Source organism: Vibrio sp. nBUS_14 (assembly GCF_051201655.1).
Lineage (GTDB): Bacteria > Pseudomonadota > Gammaproteobacteria > Enterobacterales > Vibrionaceae > Vibrio.
The window spans coordinates 3623426-3641872 of the sequence record NZ_CP179206.1 but is presented as its reverse complement, the minus strand read 5'-3'; the positions used below and the strand labels follow the sequence as shown (position 1 = coordinate 3641872).

Below are 18447 nucleotides of genomic sequence, written 5' to 3'. Positions count from 1 at the left end.
GTTCATTATTAAAAACAGAAAGAGCAGCCAATGGCTGCTCTTTTTATTGCTTTGTACCGACCTAAATTAGGTTAATACAAGCTGAAGACATTTCTGCCTCAAAGTGAGACTTACAGTGCTGCAAGTGCCGCTTCGTAGTTTGGTTCTTCAGTGATCTCTGTAACTAACTCGCTGTGTGTTACCACACCTTTTTCATCCACAACGACAACGGCACGTGTTGTTAGGCTTGCTAGTGGGCCTTCAGCAATCGCCACGCCGTAGTCTGATGCGAACGCAGGAGAACGGAAAGTTGAAGCGTGTTGAACGCCTTCAATGCCTTCTAGTTCACAGAAGCGGCCCGCAGCAAACGGTAGGTCAGCAGAAATACAAACCACAACCGTGTTCTCAAGCTCTGCCGCTTTTGCGTTGAACGTACGTACGCTCGTCGCACAAGTTGCTGTGTCGATACTTGGGAAGATGTTTAAAACCACTTTCTTGCCTGCAAGAGAAGCAAGAGTCAGTTCAGAAAGATCGCCAGCAGTCAGTGCGAAGCTTGGTGCCTGTTCGCCAGTTTGTGGGAATGTGCCAGTTAGCGGTACAGCAGCGCCTTTGAAGGTAACGTGTGACATGAATTTGTCCTTGGTTTAATTATGGTTATAAAACTAGTTGAGCCTAGTAAGACTTACGTTACTCGGAAGTTGTTAAGAAGTGAATGGTTTAAATGTCAGAATTGTAATCAAAGGTCTTTGATTTATTTGTTTTAGGGGAAGAAAAGATGGGACGACAGATAAAGAAAAACCCCGAGAGCTTGCGCTCATCGGGGTCTATAGTTTTACTCGCAGCAATCCGGCTACTAAGTGTGCTCCATGCATCAAATCCATGATAGTGTGCTGTTATCCTTCAGCGTATTCCTTTCGCGCCTTCCTAGCGGTGTCCTTGATCTTATCCTGATCTGCCAACAATCCTCGTTAGCGCGCGTCACTTGTTCCTTGAGCGGTGTCCTTGTACATCATCCTGATGTTCAGTCCTTTCCTCGTCCAGAGGTGTCCATTGTCTTTCCTTAGTAGCAACCATCCTAGTTACTATTACGTCCATTCAATGTCCATTTCGCTATCCATGCCGATTATTCATCCTGAGTAATCAAATCTTCATCCTGAAGATAACCAAATCCTTGGCGTTTCCTGTTCCGTGTCAGCATCCTTCCGACACCATTGATATTACCGATTCCTTATTTATCAGCAATGGTGCATAAGCGAATTTCTATATAATTATTTGAGTGATAAATGAACGTATCTTTTTGTTTCAATTGGTTACGGTATGTAGGTGACTAATTTCGTCATCAAATATCGATATTTACTCACTGCCTTGTGAGAGATCTCGCACAAGGCAGTGAGTAAAAAGGGATGATTATTCCCTACTGACCAATAGCTGCACCTTCTCGACGAGGGTCTGCAGCGCCTTCTAAGCCGTCTTTTGTGAGACGAATCGCGTGTAAACCCGAGTTAAGATCGCGAACGTTGACCTCAAATCCCATCTTTTCTAGCTCAGGTTTGAAGCTTTCCGCTGATGTACCTTTTTCCAAATCTAAAGTGCCGAAACGGTTCAGGAAGTGCGGTTGGTTGATGGCTTGCTGAATATCCATGTCCCATTGGGTATGCGCAATGATTGTTTGTGCTACGTAACCGATGATACGGCTGCCGCCAGGAGAACCGATCGCCATGTAAGGCTTATCGTCTTGCATGATGATGGTCGGTGCCATCGAAGAACGTGGACGCTTACCCGGTTCAAGTCGGTTCGCGATAGGCTTGCCATCGTTATGAGTCTTGAATGAGAAGTCGGTCAGCTCGTTGTTGAGTAGGAAGCCTCTTACCATCAGACGTGAGCCAAATGCGTTCTCAATGGTGGTGGTCATCGATACGACATTGCCATCGCTATCGACAATATTAAAGTGGCTGGTGGACGGCAGTTCAATAGACACATCTTGGCTTCTTTGCATTGCGTGATCCCACGGTGGGGTGCCCGATGGCGCGTTTTCTAGTGCCTTGCCTGCGGTAATTAACTGAGCACGTTCCTGCAAATAGTCAGTATTCACTAACCCTTGGGTCGGCATTGGCACGTAATCTTGGTCTGCCATGTACATACCACGGTCAGCAAAGGCTAGGCGAGAAGCGTCTGCTAACACTTGCCAAGATTTTGCGTTGTTTGGTCCCCATGATTTAAGATCAAACTGCTCGGTCATCGCTAAGATCTGCCCAACGGTTAATGCCCCCGAACTTGGTGGTCCCATTCCACATACTTGATAGCTCTCGTAAGCAGAACAAACTGGCTCACGTTGCTTAATTGAATACGCGTCGAAATCTTTCTGCGTCAATACGCCAGGGTTACCTTTGGCAGTCTGCACTGTGTTGATGATATCAGCAGAGATCTCACCCTGATAGAAGGCTTTAGCACCGTTCTTCGAGATAGCGTTTAACGTAGCCGCGTATTCTGGGTTCTTAAGTTGCGTGCCTGCGGTTTTCGGGCTGCCATCGGCATTGAAGAAGTAGGCTTTGGTAGTGGCAAAGCGGCTTAGACGTTCTTGGTCGTTTTCGATCAAGGTGGCTAAACGTGGGCTGATGGTAAAACCTTTTTCAGCCAGTTGAGCAATGGGTTTTATCAGTGATGCCCACTCTAACTTGCCGTATTTCTGGTGAGTATCCCACAGTAATTGCACTGTGCCTGGTGTTGCAACGGAGCGACCGCCAACAACGGCATCATAAAACTTAAGCGGTTGGCCGTTTTCGTCTTGGAAGAGACGTGGTGTGGCGTCAAGTGGCGCAGTTTCGCGACCATCATAGGTTTTGAGTTGCTTGTCCTTGCCATCAAAATAAACAAGGAAGGCGCCACCACCAATACCTGATGACTGAGGCTCAACTAAGCCAAGCATAAGCTGCACGGCAACCATGGCATCAATGGCGTTACCACCACGAGCAAGCACATCAGCACCAGCTTGTGTTGCTAATGGGTTGGCTGCGGTGACCATCCAATCATTGGCTTTAACGAGTTGTTTGGTTTCTAAACCACTACTTTGTTCGGGTGCGACGGAATCGGCAGCTTGATTTGCCCAACTGACGTGAGAGGCAAAAAGTAGGGTAGAAGTGGCGAGGGTTGTTAGTTTTGTTTTCCACTGCATGATCTTCTCCTTTTAATATGCAGAGCTAGATTGGCAGTGGAAAGATAAGATAGCCAGTGCGTTTTTAACGAATTGTAATCTTGATTCGAATTTAAGCGATTAAACCAGACAGCGACTGCCAAAGAATACCGAAGCCGATAATGGTGAATACCGCGCCACACAAAGCATCGATGTAAACGGTCGCTTCATGCAGTTTTTTCTGCAGTGCTTTGGTTGAAAGCATCCACGCCAACAGTGAGAACCAAAAGAGTGATAGGCCAAATAGAATGATCAGGGCAAAGCCTTTGCCTGACAGAGACATGTCAGCAGGGACTAAGCTCGACATTAAACTAACAAAGAACACTAAAGCCTTAGGGTTGAGAATATTGGTCATAAACCCTTTAGAAAATGCATCCCGTTTGTTGGTGAGAATCAGATCCTTTGAGTTAACGAACTCTGAGTTATCGTCATGATATTGGATGATCTGCCACGTGGCTTTTAATGCACCAAAACCGAGGTACAACAAGTAGCTGCCGCCTGCCAACTGCATGATCGCAAATAGAGTCGGTTGCTTGTGGACGAGGTAACTGATGCCCGTCAAGCTGAGCAATGAGTGCAGCAAGATCCCGCAAGATAAACCAAGCGCAATGTACAATCCGGTCTGGCGTCCGTGACGTGTTGCATTTTGTACGACGAGCGCAAAGTCAGGGCCTGGGCTCATCAAGGCGATAAAGTGGATTGAGGCAAGGGTGACTAAGATGGTAACTTCATTCATATCTGTTCCAGTAACTCGGTTATTCTGTTTGATTGTTTTGTTGAGCGCAGCTTAGCGCGATTTCAAACCAGCTAATTGTAAATTATCAACATCTAGTTAATTTTCGAAGGAGAAACGCCAAATGTGGTCTTAAATGCCTTCGAGAAATGGGCTTGATCGTAAAACCCAACTTGATGAGCTACCTCTGTCCCGCCAACGCCGGACTTAATCAGTCGCATACTTTGCTCCATTCGTAAACGACTCAACCAAGCATAAGGCGTAATGCCCATCTTGTTCTTAAAATGGCGTTGAAACTGAGTGGCGGTGAGATCGCAGAGCTCAGATAATTGTTCGAGTCGTACCGGTTGATCAAGGTTTGCCATCAAATAGTCTTTGAGCGTGTACATCGATTGGGTACCAAGCTGCACCTCTGTTTTTGATCCAAAGTGCGCGTAACGATCAACAATCGTCGAAAAACCTTCGAATGGCAGGCAATCCTGAGCGAGTTGACTGATGTCTGGATTGATAAGCAGCCCGTGCAGGTTACGTAATTGTAAGAAAGTGGCTTGATCGGAGAGGATCAACTCAGAAAAGCTTAAAGCGTGACCATTTTTGCCGTGATCGGCAAGATCGCCCAGCCATTGTGGGGAGACAGCAAAGACACTGACTTGGTAGCCAGATTCTAGTTTTGAGTGACCATCATGTAATTCATCAGGCGGCATCATCACCACTTGTCCTGCGCCAGCGTGGTAGCTCGTCCCTTTATAGACAAACTTTTGCTGCCCCTGAGTGATTAGGCCGATGTGGAAGTCCAAATGATAGTGGCGCTGAAAGGCAAACTCTTGGTATTGAGCTTGGATCAGGCTGATATCTTGGCTGGGTGTTGAGTAGTAGTGGACTTTATCCATGGCATAAAAAAGCTTGGTTAAATTATCATCAATTAAACCAAGCTTATATTCGTATCTAGAAATTGTCTTGTAAAAAACGATCAGTGTTACTGTTTAGCTCGTTTGTTCTTTTTGTTGTTACGCAGACTGTCAAAGCTAAATACCACCAAGGCACCCCAGATAAAGGCGAAGGTAATTGCTTTATCGCTGGTAAATGCTTCGCCGTAAATAAGAACCGCGAGCAAGAACATCAAGCTTGGACCGATGTACTGGAAGAAGCCGAGTGTCGATAGCTTCAAGCGAGTTGCTGCGCCAGTAAAACAAAGCAATGGAACCGTGGTGATCACACCTGCTGCAACCAGTAATAGATTGAGCTGCATCGGGTTCATCGAGAAATCTGATGTTGCGCTGTCTGCTATAAACAACAAGTACGTTGCAGCTATGGGTAGCATCACCAGCGTCTCAATAAATAGGCCAGTTTGAGCTTCCAAGCTAACCTTTTTACGTAACAAGCCATAGAAACCAAAGCTGAAGGCTAGGGCAATGGCAACGATCGGCACAGAGCCAAACGCGATCAATTGAATTATCACGCCAATTGCAGCAAGACTGACGGCAAACCATTGAAGCTTGCGTAAGCGCTCGCCAAGGAAGAACATCCCGAGCAACACGTTAATCAGTGGGTTGATGTAATAACCTAAGCTGGCATCGAGCATGTGATTGGAATTCACCGCCCAAATAAAAATAAGCCAGTTGGCGCCCACTAAAGTCGAAGTAGCGACTAAATAAAGCATTTTGGGCTTGGAGGTGAGGGTGTCTCGAACCTTACGCCAGCCACGACTCATGTGCAGTAGAAAAGCGAGTAGGAAAAAAGACCATACTACACGGTGGCTAAGAATCTCAAATGGGGATACTTCACTTAAAGATTTGAAATATATGGGAGCAATTCCCCACATGGTGTAAGCGGCAACGGCAAGCAAAATTCCCTGTCGCGTACGTTGTTGTTCGTCTTGTGTCATGTAACTTTCTCTAGCACTGAGTGCTTATTAATAAGATTTATAAAGAGAGTTGGTCAGTATAGGAGCGTTAACCCTTTTCACCTAACAATTTGCGGTTTAATTCGCCAGCGTTCCCCTCTACAATGTGCGCCTTGCTTGCCAATGCTGCACGCTGACTTTATACCTTGATTAGGAACCACAATGACCGCCACTCTGATTGCTGAGCAAACACCAACTCCCGCGAATGATACGCAAGATATCTTACAAGATGTCTTTGGTTATCAAAGCTTTCGTGATGGTCAGCAAGAGGTCATAGACCTAGCCGTTGAAGGCAAAGACAGCTTGGTGATTATGCCAACCGGTGGTGGTAAGTCTTTGTGTTACCAGATCCCGGCTTTAGTGCGTGATGGACTGACTTTGGTTATTTCACCGCTCATTTCTTTGATGAAAGACCAAGTTGACCAATTGAAAGCCAATGGTGTGGCGGCTGAGTGCATCAACTCATCGATGCCACGCGATCAACTGTTGAGTGTATTCAACCGCATGAACTCCGGCCAATTGAAGATGGTTTATGCTTCACCAGAGCGTGTGTTGATGCGTGACTTTATCGAGCGCTTGCAAGGCTTACCGCTTTCTATGATCGCGGTGGACGAGGCGCACTGTATCTCTCAGTGGGGACATGATTTCCGTCCTGAATATGCTTTGCTAGGCCAGCTTAAACAGTATTTCCCACATGTGCCTTATATGGCGCTAACAGCGACTGCCGATGATGCAACGCGCAAAGATATTCTCTCGCGTTTGCAGCTGGTGGAGCCGCACACGTACTTAGGCAGCTTCGATCGCCCTAATATTCGTTACAACCTGGTTGAGAAGCACAAGCCCGTGTCTCAGGTGGTTCGCTACCTAGAAACACAGAAAGGCAATTGCGGCATCATCTATTGTGGTAGCCGTAAGAAAGTGGAAATGGTGACTGAGAAGCTGTGCAATAACGGTATTCGCGCAGCGGGCTACCATGCTGGCATGGACACCGACGAACGTGCTTACGTTCAAGAAGCTTTCCAACGTGATGATATTCAGATCGTTGTGGCGACCGTGGCATTTGGTATGGGCATCAATAAACCCAATGTACGCTTTGTGGTGCACTTTGATATTCCACGCAATATCGAATCTTACTATCAAGAGACAGGCCGTGCGGGTCGTGATGGCTTACCAGCGGAAGCAATGATGTTGTTTGACCCTGCTGATATGGGTTGGCTGCGTCGTATGCTGGATGAGAAAGAAGAAGGCCCGCAAAAACAAGTTGAGATGCACAAACTGAACGCGATGAGTGCCTTTGCTGAAGCGCAAACCTGTCGTCGTCAGGTTCTGCTTAACTACTTTGGCGAGTATCGCGAGAAACAATGCGGCAACTGCGATATCTGCCTAGATCCACCAAAACACTTTGATGCAACCCAAGAGGCGCAGAAAGCGTTGTCTTGTGTGTACCGCGTTAACCAATCATTTGGTATGGGCTATGTAGTCGAAGTGATGCGCGGTATGCAGAACATCCGTGTGCGCGATAATGGTCACGATAAATTATCTACTTACGGTATTGGCCGCGACCACAGCCATGATTACTGGATCAGTATCTTCCGTCAGTTGATTCACAAAGGCTTGTTGTTCCAGAACATCACTCGTAACTCGACTTTGCAGTTAACCGAAGAGGCCCGCCCGTTATTGCGCGGTGAGATGTCTTTGGAGTTGGCTGTACCTCGTTTAGATACCGCGGTGCGTAATGCTAAGTCCGATAAGCTCAGCAGCAAGAACTACGATAAGAAGCTGTTTGCCAAACTGCGCAAGCTGCGTAAGTCGATCGCTGATGAAGATGGTTTGCCACCTTATGTGGTATTCAGTGATGCGACTCTGATTGATATGGCCGAAATCCTACCCACATCTTATGGCGAGATGCTGGCAGTCAATGGCGTTGGTCAACGCAAACTCGACAAGTACGCTGATCCATTCTTAGATTTGATTCAAGAACACATCACCACACACGGTTAATTGGCTGATTGCTAGTTTTCAAAAGTGTTTAGCTTATAAAAACGATTAGTTCATAGAAAAAGAATAAGGTTGATAGGGACATGACAATACCAACAGAATTTGGCTTAAGAGAGTATTTGGCTGAGGAAGGGCGTTTATTGATTACGTCTCCAAGTTTTGATTTTGATTCTTACGAAGTGTTAGGTGAAAAGCTGGTGGCATTGCTGTCCGCTTCTGTTGTAGAGAAACAATGGGATGCTGACATGCACTCTTGGTTGATTGATTTTGAAGACTGTCGAATGTTCTTAAAGTCTGAACATTACAGTGAGTCAATCTGGTTTGAGTCGTTGAACGCTGAAGAAAGCCGAGAAGAGTTTGATTATTTAGCGACGCTTTTCAAGCGCGGTTTTTAACTTCAAGCGTGGTTTTTAATTTTTAGCATTGCTTCTAAAAACTTAGCTTTTAAAACACAGCTTCTAACGTCATTCATCAATAAAAGTGAGAATAAACGTTTGCGTCTGCTCTCACCGTTGCAGGCAATATTGATTAATGTATAATCGCTCGCCGCTCAATAGAGCAAATTATAGAAACATTTTTAATTCACATTATTGGTAAGAGTTTTCTTCGTTTATTCGAAGAAATGACTCGATTTGGGTTCCCTCACCCCCAAACCAAACTAAAAAGGTACAGCATGAGTAACTTTACCCCTGCGCAACAGCGCAAAGCCCTAGCACTATTAGTTTTGTTCCATTTGATCATTATTGCATCAAGCAATTATTTGGTTCAGCTCCCTTTTACCGTCTTCGGTATGCACACCACTTGGGGTGCTTTCACATTCCCGTTTATCTTCCTAGCGACCGATTTGACCGTACGCATCTTTGGCGCACAGCTTGCTCGTAAAATCATTTTCTTAGTGATGTTGCCTGCACTGGCCGTTTCTTATTTATTGTCTGTGGTGTTCTTTGAAGGTTCATTTCAAGGCTTTGGCCAGCTAGGTGAGTTCAACTTGTTTGTTGCACGTATCGCTGCGGCAAGTTTCATGGCTTACTTGCTTGGTCAGATCTTAGATGTGCATGTTTTCAACCGTCTGCGTCAGCTTAAACAGTGGTGGGTAGCCCCAACGTGTTCGACACTTCTTGGTAATGCCATTGATACCATCGCGTTCTTTGCGATTGCTTTCTACCAAAGCCCAGACCCATTCATGGCTGAACACTGGACTGAGATTGCGTTGGTTGATTACGGATTCAAACTGATCATCAGCTTAGGTTTGTTCGTACCTATGTACGGTGTGCTTCTTAATTACGTGGTGAAGAAGCTAACCGCTGTGAACCCTGACTTCAAAGCAACGGGCGTTAACGTTTAAGGGTCAGATTAGAAACGCATTAATGCAAAGATAAGAAAAAGCCCAAGTTAGTCTACTAACTTGGGCTTTTTTAATTCCTAGCGTCAGATACTAATATCAGAGGCATTCAATATTCAATGGCCAGCCAATATCGGTTTGTCTATTCGACTCGATCTCTAGCTCTGCAGCGGTCAGCGGATTGTCAGCTAACCATTGCTTAGAAAGCGTTAAGGTTAGATTGTTGTCATTCGTCGTCAGCTTGAACTCAGGTTCTAGCACTGGGTTACGACGGTGAGTCAGCAAAATAGCCAAGCGCAGAATACGTAAGATTCGCTTGCTGCTGGTGCCTGAGATAGCGTGCTGCTCTGGCAATGAAGTTAACTGTTCACGGTAGCGACGAGTTAACTCACCTAAGTAGTACTTTTGTGCTCGAGTAAAGCCAGGCAGATCTAAGTTCTGCAGTAGATAAGCGCTGTGCTCACCGCCTTTTTTGAAATCGATGGTTAAACCAATCTCATGAAGCTTCGCTGCCGTTTGCAATAGCACACCAGCTTGAGGCTCTGAAACCCACGCTTCGGCGCCTGCTTGCTCTAGCAGCGTTTGTGCGACTACAGCAACTTGTTCACCGTAGATTACGTCCATCTGGTAGCGTGATTGAATACTCTTAATGGTACGTGCACGGATATCTTCTTGGCGCAGCTCATCAACCATCTCATAGGCTAGGCCTTCGCGGAGTGCGCCGCCTGCGAGTGTCATTGAATCTATTTCAAGCAGCTCAAAAATAGCAATAAGAATAGAAAGGCCACTCGGGAATACTAATGCGCGTTCAAGAGTAAGTCCTTCGATTTCCAGCTCTTCCAACCGCTCTGTAATCATGGCTTGTTTCTGTAGGCGCTTAAGCTTGGCATGAGTAATCACTTCATCCATGCCTTGTGCCAACATAATTTCTTGCAGTGCCTGAACGGTACCACTAGCGCCAACACACACATCCCATCCGATATCAGTGTAGCTATCTAGGATAGGAGCCAACGTCGACTTCGCCGCTTCAATGGCGTTGTTAAAGTTAGTTGCGGTTAATTGGCGATCTTTAAAGTGGCGCTCAAGCCAAGTAACACAGCCCATCTTTAGGCTAGTTAGTGCTTTCGCTGAGAAGCCTTCACCAATGATCATCTCGGTGCTTGCGCCACCAATATCAACCACCAGTCGGCGCCCACTGCCACCAGAAGTGTGTGCTACACCTTTATAGATAGTCGCAGCTTCTTCTTCACCAGAGATAACATTGATGTCGTAACCGAGTATCTGGTTCGCTTTCTCTAGAAAGATATCCACATTAGTCGCAGTACGCAGGGTAGCGGTACCGACAATGCGGATATTTTCTTTTGGAATATCTTGCAGTCGCTCTGCAAAGAGACTCAAACAGTCCCAGCCGCGCTGCATAGCTTCTGTACTAAGCGCATTTTTTTCATTTAAGCCTGCAGCTAAACGCACTTTGCGCTTAATCTTAGCCATGGTTTGAACGCTGCCATCGATATGACGCACAACGAGCATATGAAAACTGTTCGACCCGAGGTCGATTGCAGCGTAAAGCGGGGGTGACACTGTTTGACTCATAAGCGACTAAGCTTCCTTGTTATGACGCGGTTGGCGTGGGCGACGGTTCTGGTTTGGTTTACGGTTACCGTTGCGTGGACCATTGTTGTTTGAGCGACGTTGTTGCGGGTTACGTGTACGTAAGCGCATAGGTGCTGGCAGATCTTCCAGTAGTGCAGAAGCATCGTAGTCAGACATTGGGATAGCGTGCTCAATGTATTCTTCGATTGGTGGCAAGTTGATTGCGTAATCTTCACAAGCAAAGCTGATTGAGTGACCGCTTTCACCAGCACGACCTGTACGGCCGATACGGTGAACGTAATCTTCACAATCGTCTGGTAGGTCAAAGTTGAATACGTGTGTTACTTGAGGGATGTGTAGGCCACGTGCTGCAACATCAGTTGCGACAAGCAGGTCAACATCACCTTTAGTGAATTGCTCAAGAATTTTTTCACGTTTCTTTTGAGGAACATCGCCCGTTAGTAAACCAACACGGTGACCATCGGCAGCCAAGTGGCCCCAAACTGATTCACATTTGTGCTTAGTGTTGGCGAAGATGATTGCGCGATCTGGCCACTCTTCTTCGATTAACGTCTGTAGAAGAGCCATTTTGTGTTCGTTAGAAGGGTAGAAAAGCTCCTCTTGAATACGGTGACCAGTTTTACGCTCAGGTTCAACAACGACATGCTCTGGGTTGTGCATGTGTTCGAACGCTAGTTCTTGTACGCGGTAAGACAGCGTCGCAGAGAACAGCATGTTCAGGCGATCTTTAGGTTCTGGCATACGACGGAACAAGAAGCGGATGTCTTTGATGAAACCAAGATCGAACATGCGATCAGCTTCGTCAAGAACAACAGCTTGAATGTGGTTAAGGTTAAATACCTTTTGTTTGTAGAAATCGATGATGCGACCAGTCGTACCAATTAAGATATCTACGCCTTCTTCGATCTTACCTAGCTGCTTGTCGTAGCTCTCGCCACCGTAAGCTAATGCTGCTTTGATACCAGTGCTTTCAACCAGAGAGTCAGCATCGTTGTAGATCTGAATCGCGAGTTCACGCGTTGGTGCCATAATAATCGCACGTGGCTGATTAGGCTTGCGACCTTCATGCTCAGGTGTTTTTAGCAGGTGGTTGAATGTAGCAGTAAGAAACGCTAGCGTTTTACCAGTACCCGTTTGGGCCTGGCCTGCGATGTCTTGGCCGGTGAGCAGTACCGGGAGCGCCAAGGCTTGGATAGGGGTACAGTAATCGAACCCTTTTTTCTCCAATCCTTCAATGACTTGCGGGAGTAAATCCAAGTCGGCGAACTTTTGCTCTGTGATATGCGTCTTTTTCATTGGTATAGAATATCAGCTTAAGCTTGCAATACGAAAGTAAATACATTCCAATAGGGCATCTATTTACTGGTTATCATCCAACCAGTTCTAAAAAATACATTGGAGTGGAAGATGAGTGATAAGATTTTGCAGCTAACTGATGACGGTTTTGAGAACGATGTGATCAACGCTGCAGGCCCGGTTCTTGTTGATTTTTGGGCAGAATGGTGTGGTCCATGTAAAATGATTGCTCCGATTCTTGATGAAATCGCAGACGAGTACCAAGGCAAACTCACTATCGGTAAATTAAATATCGACCAGAATGCTGGAACTCCACCAAAGTTTGGTATTCGTGGTATTCCAACGCTACTTCTTTTTAAAGATGGCGGCGTAGCAGCAACTAAAGTTGGTGCATTGTCTAAAACTCAACTTAAAGAGTTCCTAGACGCTAACCTTTAATTAGGTGAGCCTTTGAAAATAAACCGCGCAGTTAACAAATGCGCGGTTTTGTTTTTTCTAAGCTATGGACTAGTCTTAGTTTTAGTGCTAGTTTATCGCACGTTAATTGAACGAATTTCTCTTCTTGGTCGATCCTGTGACCAACTCCTTCTTAACTTAAGAAAACAGATCCTATTTTGACTAAACAAACTTCCACCACTATGAATCTTACTGAACTGAAGAACAGACCTGTGTCTGAACTTGTTAAACTTAGCGAAAGCCTAGGTCTTGAAAATCAAGCTCGTCTAAGAAAACAAGACATTATCTTCTCCATCCTTAAAGCGCATGCAAAAAGTGGTGAAGACATCTTTGGTGATGGTGTTCTAGAAATTCTTCAAGACGGTTTTGGTTTCCTGCGTAGCGGCGACAGCTCGTACCTTGCTGGACCAGATGATATTTACGTATCACCAAGCCAGATTCGTCGTTTTAACCTTCGCACAGGTGATTCGATTGGCGGTAAAATCCGTCCACCTAAAGATGGCGAACGTTACTTTGCACTGCTTAAAGTAAATACGGTTAACTACGACAAGCCAGACAACGCTCGTAACAAAATCCTTTTTGAAAACCTGACTCCTCTTCACGCCAACGAACGTATGGTGATGGAAGCGGGTAACGGCGCGACTGAAGATATCACAGCTCGAATTCTTGACCTTGCTTCACCAATTGGTAAAGGTCAGCGTGGTCTGATTGTAGCTCCGCCTAAAGCAGGTAAAACAATGCTTCTGCAAAATATTGCACAAAGTATTGCTCGCAACCATCCTGAGTGTGAACTAATGGTTCTACTTATCGATGAGCGTCCAGAAGAAGTAACAGAAATGCAGCGCCTAGTTAAAGGCGAAGTAATCGCATCGACTTTCGATGAGCCAGCATCTCGCCACGTACAAGTAGCAGAAATGGTAATCGAGAAGGCGAAGCGTCTTGTTGAACACAAAAAAGACGTGGTTATCCTACTGGACTCAATCACTCGCCTAGCTCGTGCTTACAACACTGTGATTCCTTCATCAGGTAAAGTTCTTACTGGTGGTGTTGATGCGAATGCTCTACATCGTCCAAAGCGTTTCTTTGGTGCGGCACGTAACGTAGAAGAAGGCGGTAGCTTAACTATCATCGCAACAGCACTGGTTGATACTGGCTCTAAGATGGATGAAGTTATCTACGAAGAATTCAAAGGTACAGGTAATATGGAACTGCACCTTAACCGTAAGATTGCTGAAAAGCGTGTATTCCCAGCGATTGACTTCAACCGCTCTGGTACTCGTCGTGAAGAGCTTCTTACCAAGAACGATGAACTACAGAAGATGTGGATTCTGCGTAAGATTGTTCACCCAATGGGCGAAATCGATGCAATGGAATTCCTTATCGATAAGCTAGCAATGACTAAAACGAACGATGAGTTCTTTGACGCAATGCGTCGTCAGTAGTCTTGATTAGCTGATAGTTATTAAAAAGCGCTGCCTTCGGGTGGCGCTTTTTATTTGCATTTTGTAGCGACAGCTTGCAGAATGACCAAAAGTGTTACAAGGAAGTTAAAATGCAACATGGACTGTTGTCATCATTACTCCTGTCTACTTCACTGTTACTTTCCCCGGTTGGTATGAGCTATGCCACCGAGATGTCTCCAATTACAGTAGAGTCTTGGCTTGAGAATGATCAAGTAAAACTGAAAACTGCTGAATTACTCGAATTTGTCGTACGTGACGAAATAAATTCGCTGCGCTTCGCACTCGAGCGTCTGACATTTCCTCAGCAAGAGGTAGCTCGTTACCAACTCTTGAAAAAACTCGAACAGCAAAAAGTCGTACTCACGTCTAAGATGTCAATCTTCATTGAGCAGCAACTTGCTATAACGCCAACTTACCAAGTATTGGAGCGTGGCGATGGCTATGAGTTTACGGTACCTGCCTTTAATTATCCTTCGATTGCTAACCGATTAATCAAACAATGGCGCCAAGACCAAAAGACACTGGTCTTTGTGTTAGATGCTGAGAAGCAACAACTCGATCTTAAAGAGTGGTTATCTGGTCCTGAGCATCAAGCCCAGACTCGAGAAGCGCTGTTAATCAGAGAACTCGATAGTTTGTCCCCTGAAGCCGTTGATTATCTGACTAAGCAACTGACCAATTCTTCTATTGTAAGCTGGTTACCCTCAACAGAAGTGGTGGTTCGACTGGCACAAGTCAGTGAAGACTCTGAAGTCTACAAGATTTTATGGCGCATGAAGGCCGACTACCATAGCCAAGCTGAGCTGGTACGTCTTGCCGAGACTAAGCAAGCGTTCGCGCTTGAACAGGTTATGGCTGCGACCAAGAACCCTCGTTTGAAAGATGAAGCCATAATGTTATTGACCAAGGTGAACCCGCTCTCAGAAGAGGTGAAACAGTTTCTTGTCTCTCGGATGGCGATAGCCGATGAAGCCTCATTAGTTGCTCTTGAACTGGCAAAACAAGGTCACACTCGCTGGTTGCAAGATCTTGTGAATGATAACCCTCAGGTTAAGAGTTCTTTGATCGAGCAAGCATTACCTTAAAGTGGATTTTGGCTCTCAATAACCTTACTAAAAAGGGGGACCTCAGTGTCGACCTTTTTGATATACTGAGTGCAGAATAATCAGCATGTAGAAGCCCTATGAGTTTTAAAGATTTACGTGATTTTGTCGACCATCTTGAAAGCATTGGTCAGTTGAAACGCATTTCTCACCCTGTCGACCCAGACTATGAAATGACCGAGATTAGCGACCGTACTCTACGTGCTGGTGGCCCGGCTCTTTTATTTGAAAATCCCTTAGGCTATGACATGCCTGTTTTGACCAATCTATTCGGTACTCCTGATCGCGTAGCCATTGGTATGGGACGTCAAGAGGTTAAAGAGTTACGCGAAGTGGGTAAGTTGCTTGCTTACTTAAAAGAACCTGAGCCACCGAAAGGTTTTAAAGACGCTATCGATAAGCTGCCTGTGTTTAAGCAAGTCTTAAACATGCCAGCTAAGCACCTTCGTAAGGCGGCCTGTCAGCAAATCGTATGGCAAGGCGATGAAGTTGATCTTGATAAAATTCCGGTGATGAGTTGCTGGGCTGATGATGTCGCACCATTGTTAACATGGGGTTTGACTGTTACTCGTGGTCCGAACAAGAAACGCCAAAACTTAGGTATCTATCGTCAGCAGAAGATCGGCAAGAACAAAATCATCATGCGTTGGTTAGCCCACCGTGGTGGTGCGTTGGATCTGCGTGATTGGATGGAAACCAATCCTGGCAAGCCATTCCCTGTATCGGTAGCGTTTGGTGCCGATCCTGCCACCATTCTTGGTGCCGTTACGCCGGTACCAGATACCTTATCGGAATACGCGTTTGCAGGTTTATTGCGTGGCAGTAAAACTGAGGTCGTTAAATCAATCAGCAACGACTTAGAAGTACCCGCAAGTGCGGAAATCGTAATGGAAGGTTACATCGACCCGAATGAGTTCGCAGACGAAGGGCCATACGGGGACCATACTGGTTACTACAACGAGAAAGAAAAGCATCATGTGTTTACTATTACTCATGTAACCATGCGCGAGAATCCGATCTATCACAGTACCTATACTGGCCGTCCTCCTGATGAGCCCGCAGTATTAGGTGTTGCGTTAAATGAAGTGTTTGTTCCTATTCTTCAAAAGCAATTCCCAGAGATAGAAGACTTCTACTTGCCACCTGAAGGTTGTTCGTACCGAATGGCGGTAGTGACCATGAAGAAGCAATACCCAGGTCACGCTAAGCGAGTGATGATGGGTGTATGGTCTTTCCTACGCCAATTCATGTACACCAAATTTGTCTTGGTATGCGATGAGGATGTTAACGCTCGAGATTGGTCTGAAGTTACCGCTGCCATGTGTGGACATATGGACCCGTCTCGTGACAGCTTGATGATAGAGAACACACCTATCGATTCACTAGATTTTGCATCGCCAGTGGTAGGTTTAGGCTCAAAAATGGGTTTAGACATTACTAAGAAGTGGGATGCGGAACTGGCACTATCACCTGATACTCCATCTTTACCTACAGATAATCAACATATTGAAGGTTGCCTAGCTCAGCTAACCGAAACCTTCCCTGAAATTATTGATATTCACTTACAGAATGACAATGCGTGCATGGTCGTTGTGTCTATCGATAAACAAGCGGCAGGCAATGGTAAGAAAATCATTGAATCGGTCTGGTCTCAGTTCGATGAGAACAAGTTTATCATCGTGTGTGATAGTGACGTTAACGTTAGTGACTGGAATGACATTATCTGGGCGGTGACGACAAGAATGGATCCTGCAAGAGATACGTTCTTCCTGAAAAACCAAACTGGACACTCAAAAATGGGTCTAGATGCGACGAACAAGTTTGAAGGTGAATGCCTACGTGAGTGGGGTGTTCCAATCACTAAGAACCCAGACGTAGTTAAAAAAATTGATAGCATCTGGGAACAACTAGGAATCTCATGAGCTTCCAAGTAGTCTTATACCCAGAAAATATCAGTTTTACCTTAGAAAAAGGGCAAACGGTTTTGGATGCTGCGCTCAACAGCAATATCAATTTTCCAAACCGCTGCCAAGTTGGTGCATGCGCTATGTGTATGTGCAAGAAATTAGAAGGCCAAGTGAGTTACCACCTTGAACCCATGCTCACGGAGAAAGAGCAGCTACAAGGTTGGATTTTTGCTTGCCAAGCATTTGCAGAAAGTAATTTAGTTCTAACCTTTGCCGATTAAGGGTTAGTGAGAGGAAGAACATGACTATTAAATGTAAAGTGAAGTCTATCGAGCCATTGGCTTGTAACACTTACCAAATCCTACTTCACCCAGAAACGCCAGTAGTTTTTAAAGCGGGCCAATACTTGATGGTTGAAATGGGCGAAAAAGATAAGCGTCCATTTTCGATTGCAAGCAGCCCTTGTCGCCATGAAGGCGAGCTTGAGTTACACATTGGTGCAGCGGAGCACAATGCTTACGCTTCAGAAGTTGTTGAGGCAATGAAGAAAGCGCAAGCTGAAGATGGCGACATAGCTATTGATGCTCCGCACGGTAATGCGTGGGTTAAAGAAGAAAGCGATCGTCCTCTGTTACTCATTGCTGGTGGTACTGGCTTTAGCTATGTGCGCTCTATTCTCGATCACTGCATCGCGCAGAACAGTAAAAAAGAGATTCATCTATACTGGGGCGCAAAAGATGAGTGCCAGCTGTATGCGAAAGAAGAGCTTGTCGACATTGCAGCAAAACACAGCAATGTACATTTTGTACCAGTAGTAGAAGAAGCACCTGAAGTTTGGCACGGTCAAACGGGCAATGTACTTGAAGCAATCACGCAAAGTTTCGAATCATTAGCTGATTTCGATATCTACATTGCGGGTCGTTTCGAAATGGCAGGTGCTGCAAGAGACTTGTTTACTCAGAATAAACAAGCAAAGCGTGACCATATGTACGCAGATGCTTACGCATTTATCTAAGAATACTTTTAGATTTAGAGCAAAAAGAGAGCAGAAATGCTCTCTTTTTTCCGTTTAGGTGAACTATTAGGCGCTTAACCTCTATTTATTCATTTTTCATGAAAAAGTAGTTGCTAAGCTGAGTGGGTTCCCTATAATGCGACAACACTGAGACGGCAGATGCTACAAGGCTTCAGCAAGAATCAGTTAGACGGAAAGCGACAAAAATTAATTTTCAAAAAGTGTTTGACACTGAATGTTAATTCGCTAGAATGACCGTCCACTTCGAGAGGCTCCTTACTTAAAAGGAACGCTCAAAAAGTGAAGCTCTTTAATAATTTAAACCTATCAATCTGTGTGGGCACTCGTTGATGAATATCAAAACGTTATTGGTTCTTTTTCGAAAGAGCGTATTAGCAGTTACTCCGGTAACACAATGATTTCAATGAACTGAGTGACCTGAGCTAGA

Annotated in this window: 16 protein-coding genes; 9 read left to right on the top strand and 7 right to left on the bottom strand. The window is 45.4% G+C overall.

Going from position 1 to position 18447, the window contains the following annotated elements:
• Positions 1–110: 110 nt before the first annotated feature.
• The 5 genes from tpx to rarD form a co-directional block, all read right to left on the bottom strand.
• Positions 111–608, bottom strand: coding sequence for a thiol peroxidase (gene tpx / locus ACMAZD_RS17150; protein ID WP_435248044.1), 498 nt, complete (start codon positions 606–608; stop codon positions 111–113).
• 785 nt (positions 609–1393) lie between these two features.
• Positions 1394–3151, bottom strand: a complete 1758-nt coding sequence (ggt, locus tag ACMAZD_RS17145) for a gamma-glutamyltransferase (protein WP_435248043.1) — start codon at positions 3149–3151, stop codon at positions 1394–1396.
• Positions 3152–3242: 91 nt separating this feature from the next.
• Complete coding sequence (locus ACMAZD_RS17140; protein ID WP_435248042.1) at positions 3243–3905, bottom strand: LysE family translocator; 663 nt, start codon at positions 3903–3905, stop codon at positions 3243–3245.
• A 92-nt stretch (positions 3906–3997) separates the two neighbouring features.
• Positions 3998–4792, bottom strand: coding sequence for an AraC family transcriptional regulator (locus ACMAZD_RS17135; protein ID WP_435248041.1), 795 nt, complete (start codon positions 4790–4792; stop codon positions 3998–4000).
• A gap of 86 nt (positions 4793–4878) precedes the next feature.
• The gene (gene rarD / locus ACMAZD_RS17130) at positions 4879–5787 is read right to left on the bottom strand and encodes an EamA family transporter RarD (RefSeq protein ID WP_435248040.1); all 909 of its coding nucleotides are present in this window, start codon (positions 5785–5787) and stop codon (positions 4879–4881) included.
• A gap of 180 nt (positions 5788–5967) precedes the next feature.
• On the opposite strand from rarD, the gene recQ reads away from it, so the two are divergent.
• The 3 genes from recQ to ACMAZD_RS17115 all read left to right on the top strand — a co-directional run bounded on the left by recQ (position 5968) and on the right by ACMAZD_RS17115 (position 9148).
• Positions 5968–7806, top strand: coding sequence for an ATP-dependent DNA helicase RecQ (gene recQ / locus ACMAZD_RS17125; RefSeq protein ID WP_435248039.1), 1839 nt, complete (start codon positions 5968–5970; stop codon positions 7804–7806).
• 80 nt (positions 7807–7886) lie between these two features.
• Positions 7887–8198, top strand: coding sequence for a DUF3630 family protein (locus ACMAZD_RS17120; RefSeq protein WP_435248038.1), 312 nt, complete (start codon positions 7887–7889; stop codon positions 8196–8198).
• A 278-nt stretch (positions 8199–8476) separates the two neighbouring features.
• Positions 8477–9148 (top strand): 7-cyano-7-deazaguanine/7-aminomethyl-7-deazaguanine transporter, encoded by a 672-nt coding sequence (locus ACMAZD_RS17115; RefSeq protein ID WP_435248037.1) that lies wholly within the window; start codon positions 8477–8479, stop codon positions 9146–9148.
• A gap of 96 nt (positions 9149–9244) precedes the next feature.
• Here ACMAZD_RS17115 and gppA read toward each other — a convergent pair whose 3' ends face one another.
• On the bottom strand, positions 9245–10738 hold the full coding sequence (gene gppA / locus ACMAZD_RS17110; RefSeq protein ID WP_435248036.1) for a guanosine-5'-triphosphate,3'-diphosphate diphosphatase: 1494 nt from the start codon (positions 10736–10738) through the stop codon (positions 9245–9247).
• Positions 10739–10744: 6 nt separating this feature from the next.
• On the bottom strand, positions 10745–12055 hold the full coding sequence (rhlB, locus tag ACMAZD_RS17105; protein WP_435248035.1) for an ATP-dependent RNA helicase RhlB: 1311 nt from the start codon (positions 12053–12055) through the stop codon (positions 10745–10747).
• Positions 12056–12166: 111 nt separating this feature from the next.
• Here rhlB and trxA point away from each other — a divergent pair, with 111 nt between their 5' ends.
• The 6 genes from trxA (at position 12167) to fre (ending at position 17999) form a co-directional block, all read left to right on the top strand.
• Complete coding sequence (gene trxA / locus ACMAZD_RS17100; RefSeq protein WP_435248034.1) at positions 12167–12493, top strand: thioredoxin TrxA; 327 nt, start codon at positions 12167–12169, stop codon at positions 12491–12493.
• Positions 12494–12693: 200 nt separating this feature from the next.
• A complete protein-coding gene (gene rho / locus ACMAZD_RS17095; protein ID WP_010440702.1) occupies positions 12694–13953 on the top strand; it encodes a transcription termination factor Rho in 1260 nt (419 codons plus the stop codon).
• A 110-nt stretch (positions 13954–14063) separates the two neighbouring features.
• A complete protein-coding gene (locus ACMAZD_RS17090; protein WP_435248033.1) occupies positions 14064–15059 on the top strand; it encodes a hypothetical protein in 996 nt (331 codons plus the stop codon).
• Positions 15060–15157: 98 nt separating this feature from the next.
• On the top strand, positions 15158–16999 hold the full coding sequence (ubiD, locus tag ACMAZD_RS17085) for a 4-hydroxy-3-polyprenylbenzoate decarboxylase (protein ID WP_435248032.1): 1842 nt from the start codon (positions 15158–15160) through the stop codon (positions 16997–16999).
• On the top strand, positions 16996–17265 hold the full coding sequence (locus ACMAZD_RS17080) for a 2Fe-2S iron-sulfur cluster-binding protein (RefSeq protein WP_435248031.1): 270 nt from the start codon (positions 16996–16998) through the stop codon (positions 17263–17265). The genes ubiD and ACMAZD_RS17080 overlap by 4 nt, the downstream gene beginning before the upstream one ends.
• Positions 17266–17285: 20 nt before the next feature.
• Positions 17286–17999, top strand: a complete 714-nt coding sequence (gene fre, locus ACMAZD_RS17075) for an NAD(P)H-flavin reductase (protein ID WP_435248030.1) — start codon at positions 17286–17288, stop codon at positions 17997–17999.
• The last annotated feature ends 448 nt before the right edge of the window (positions 18000–18447 follow it).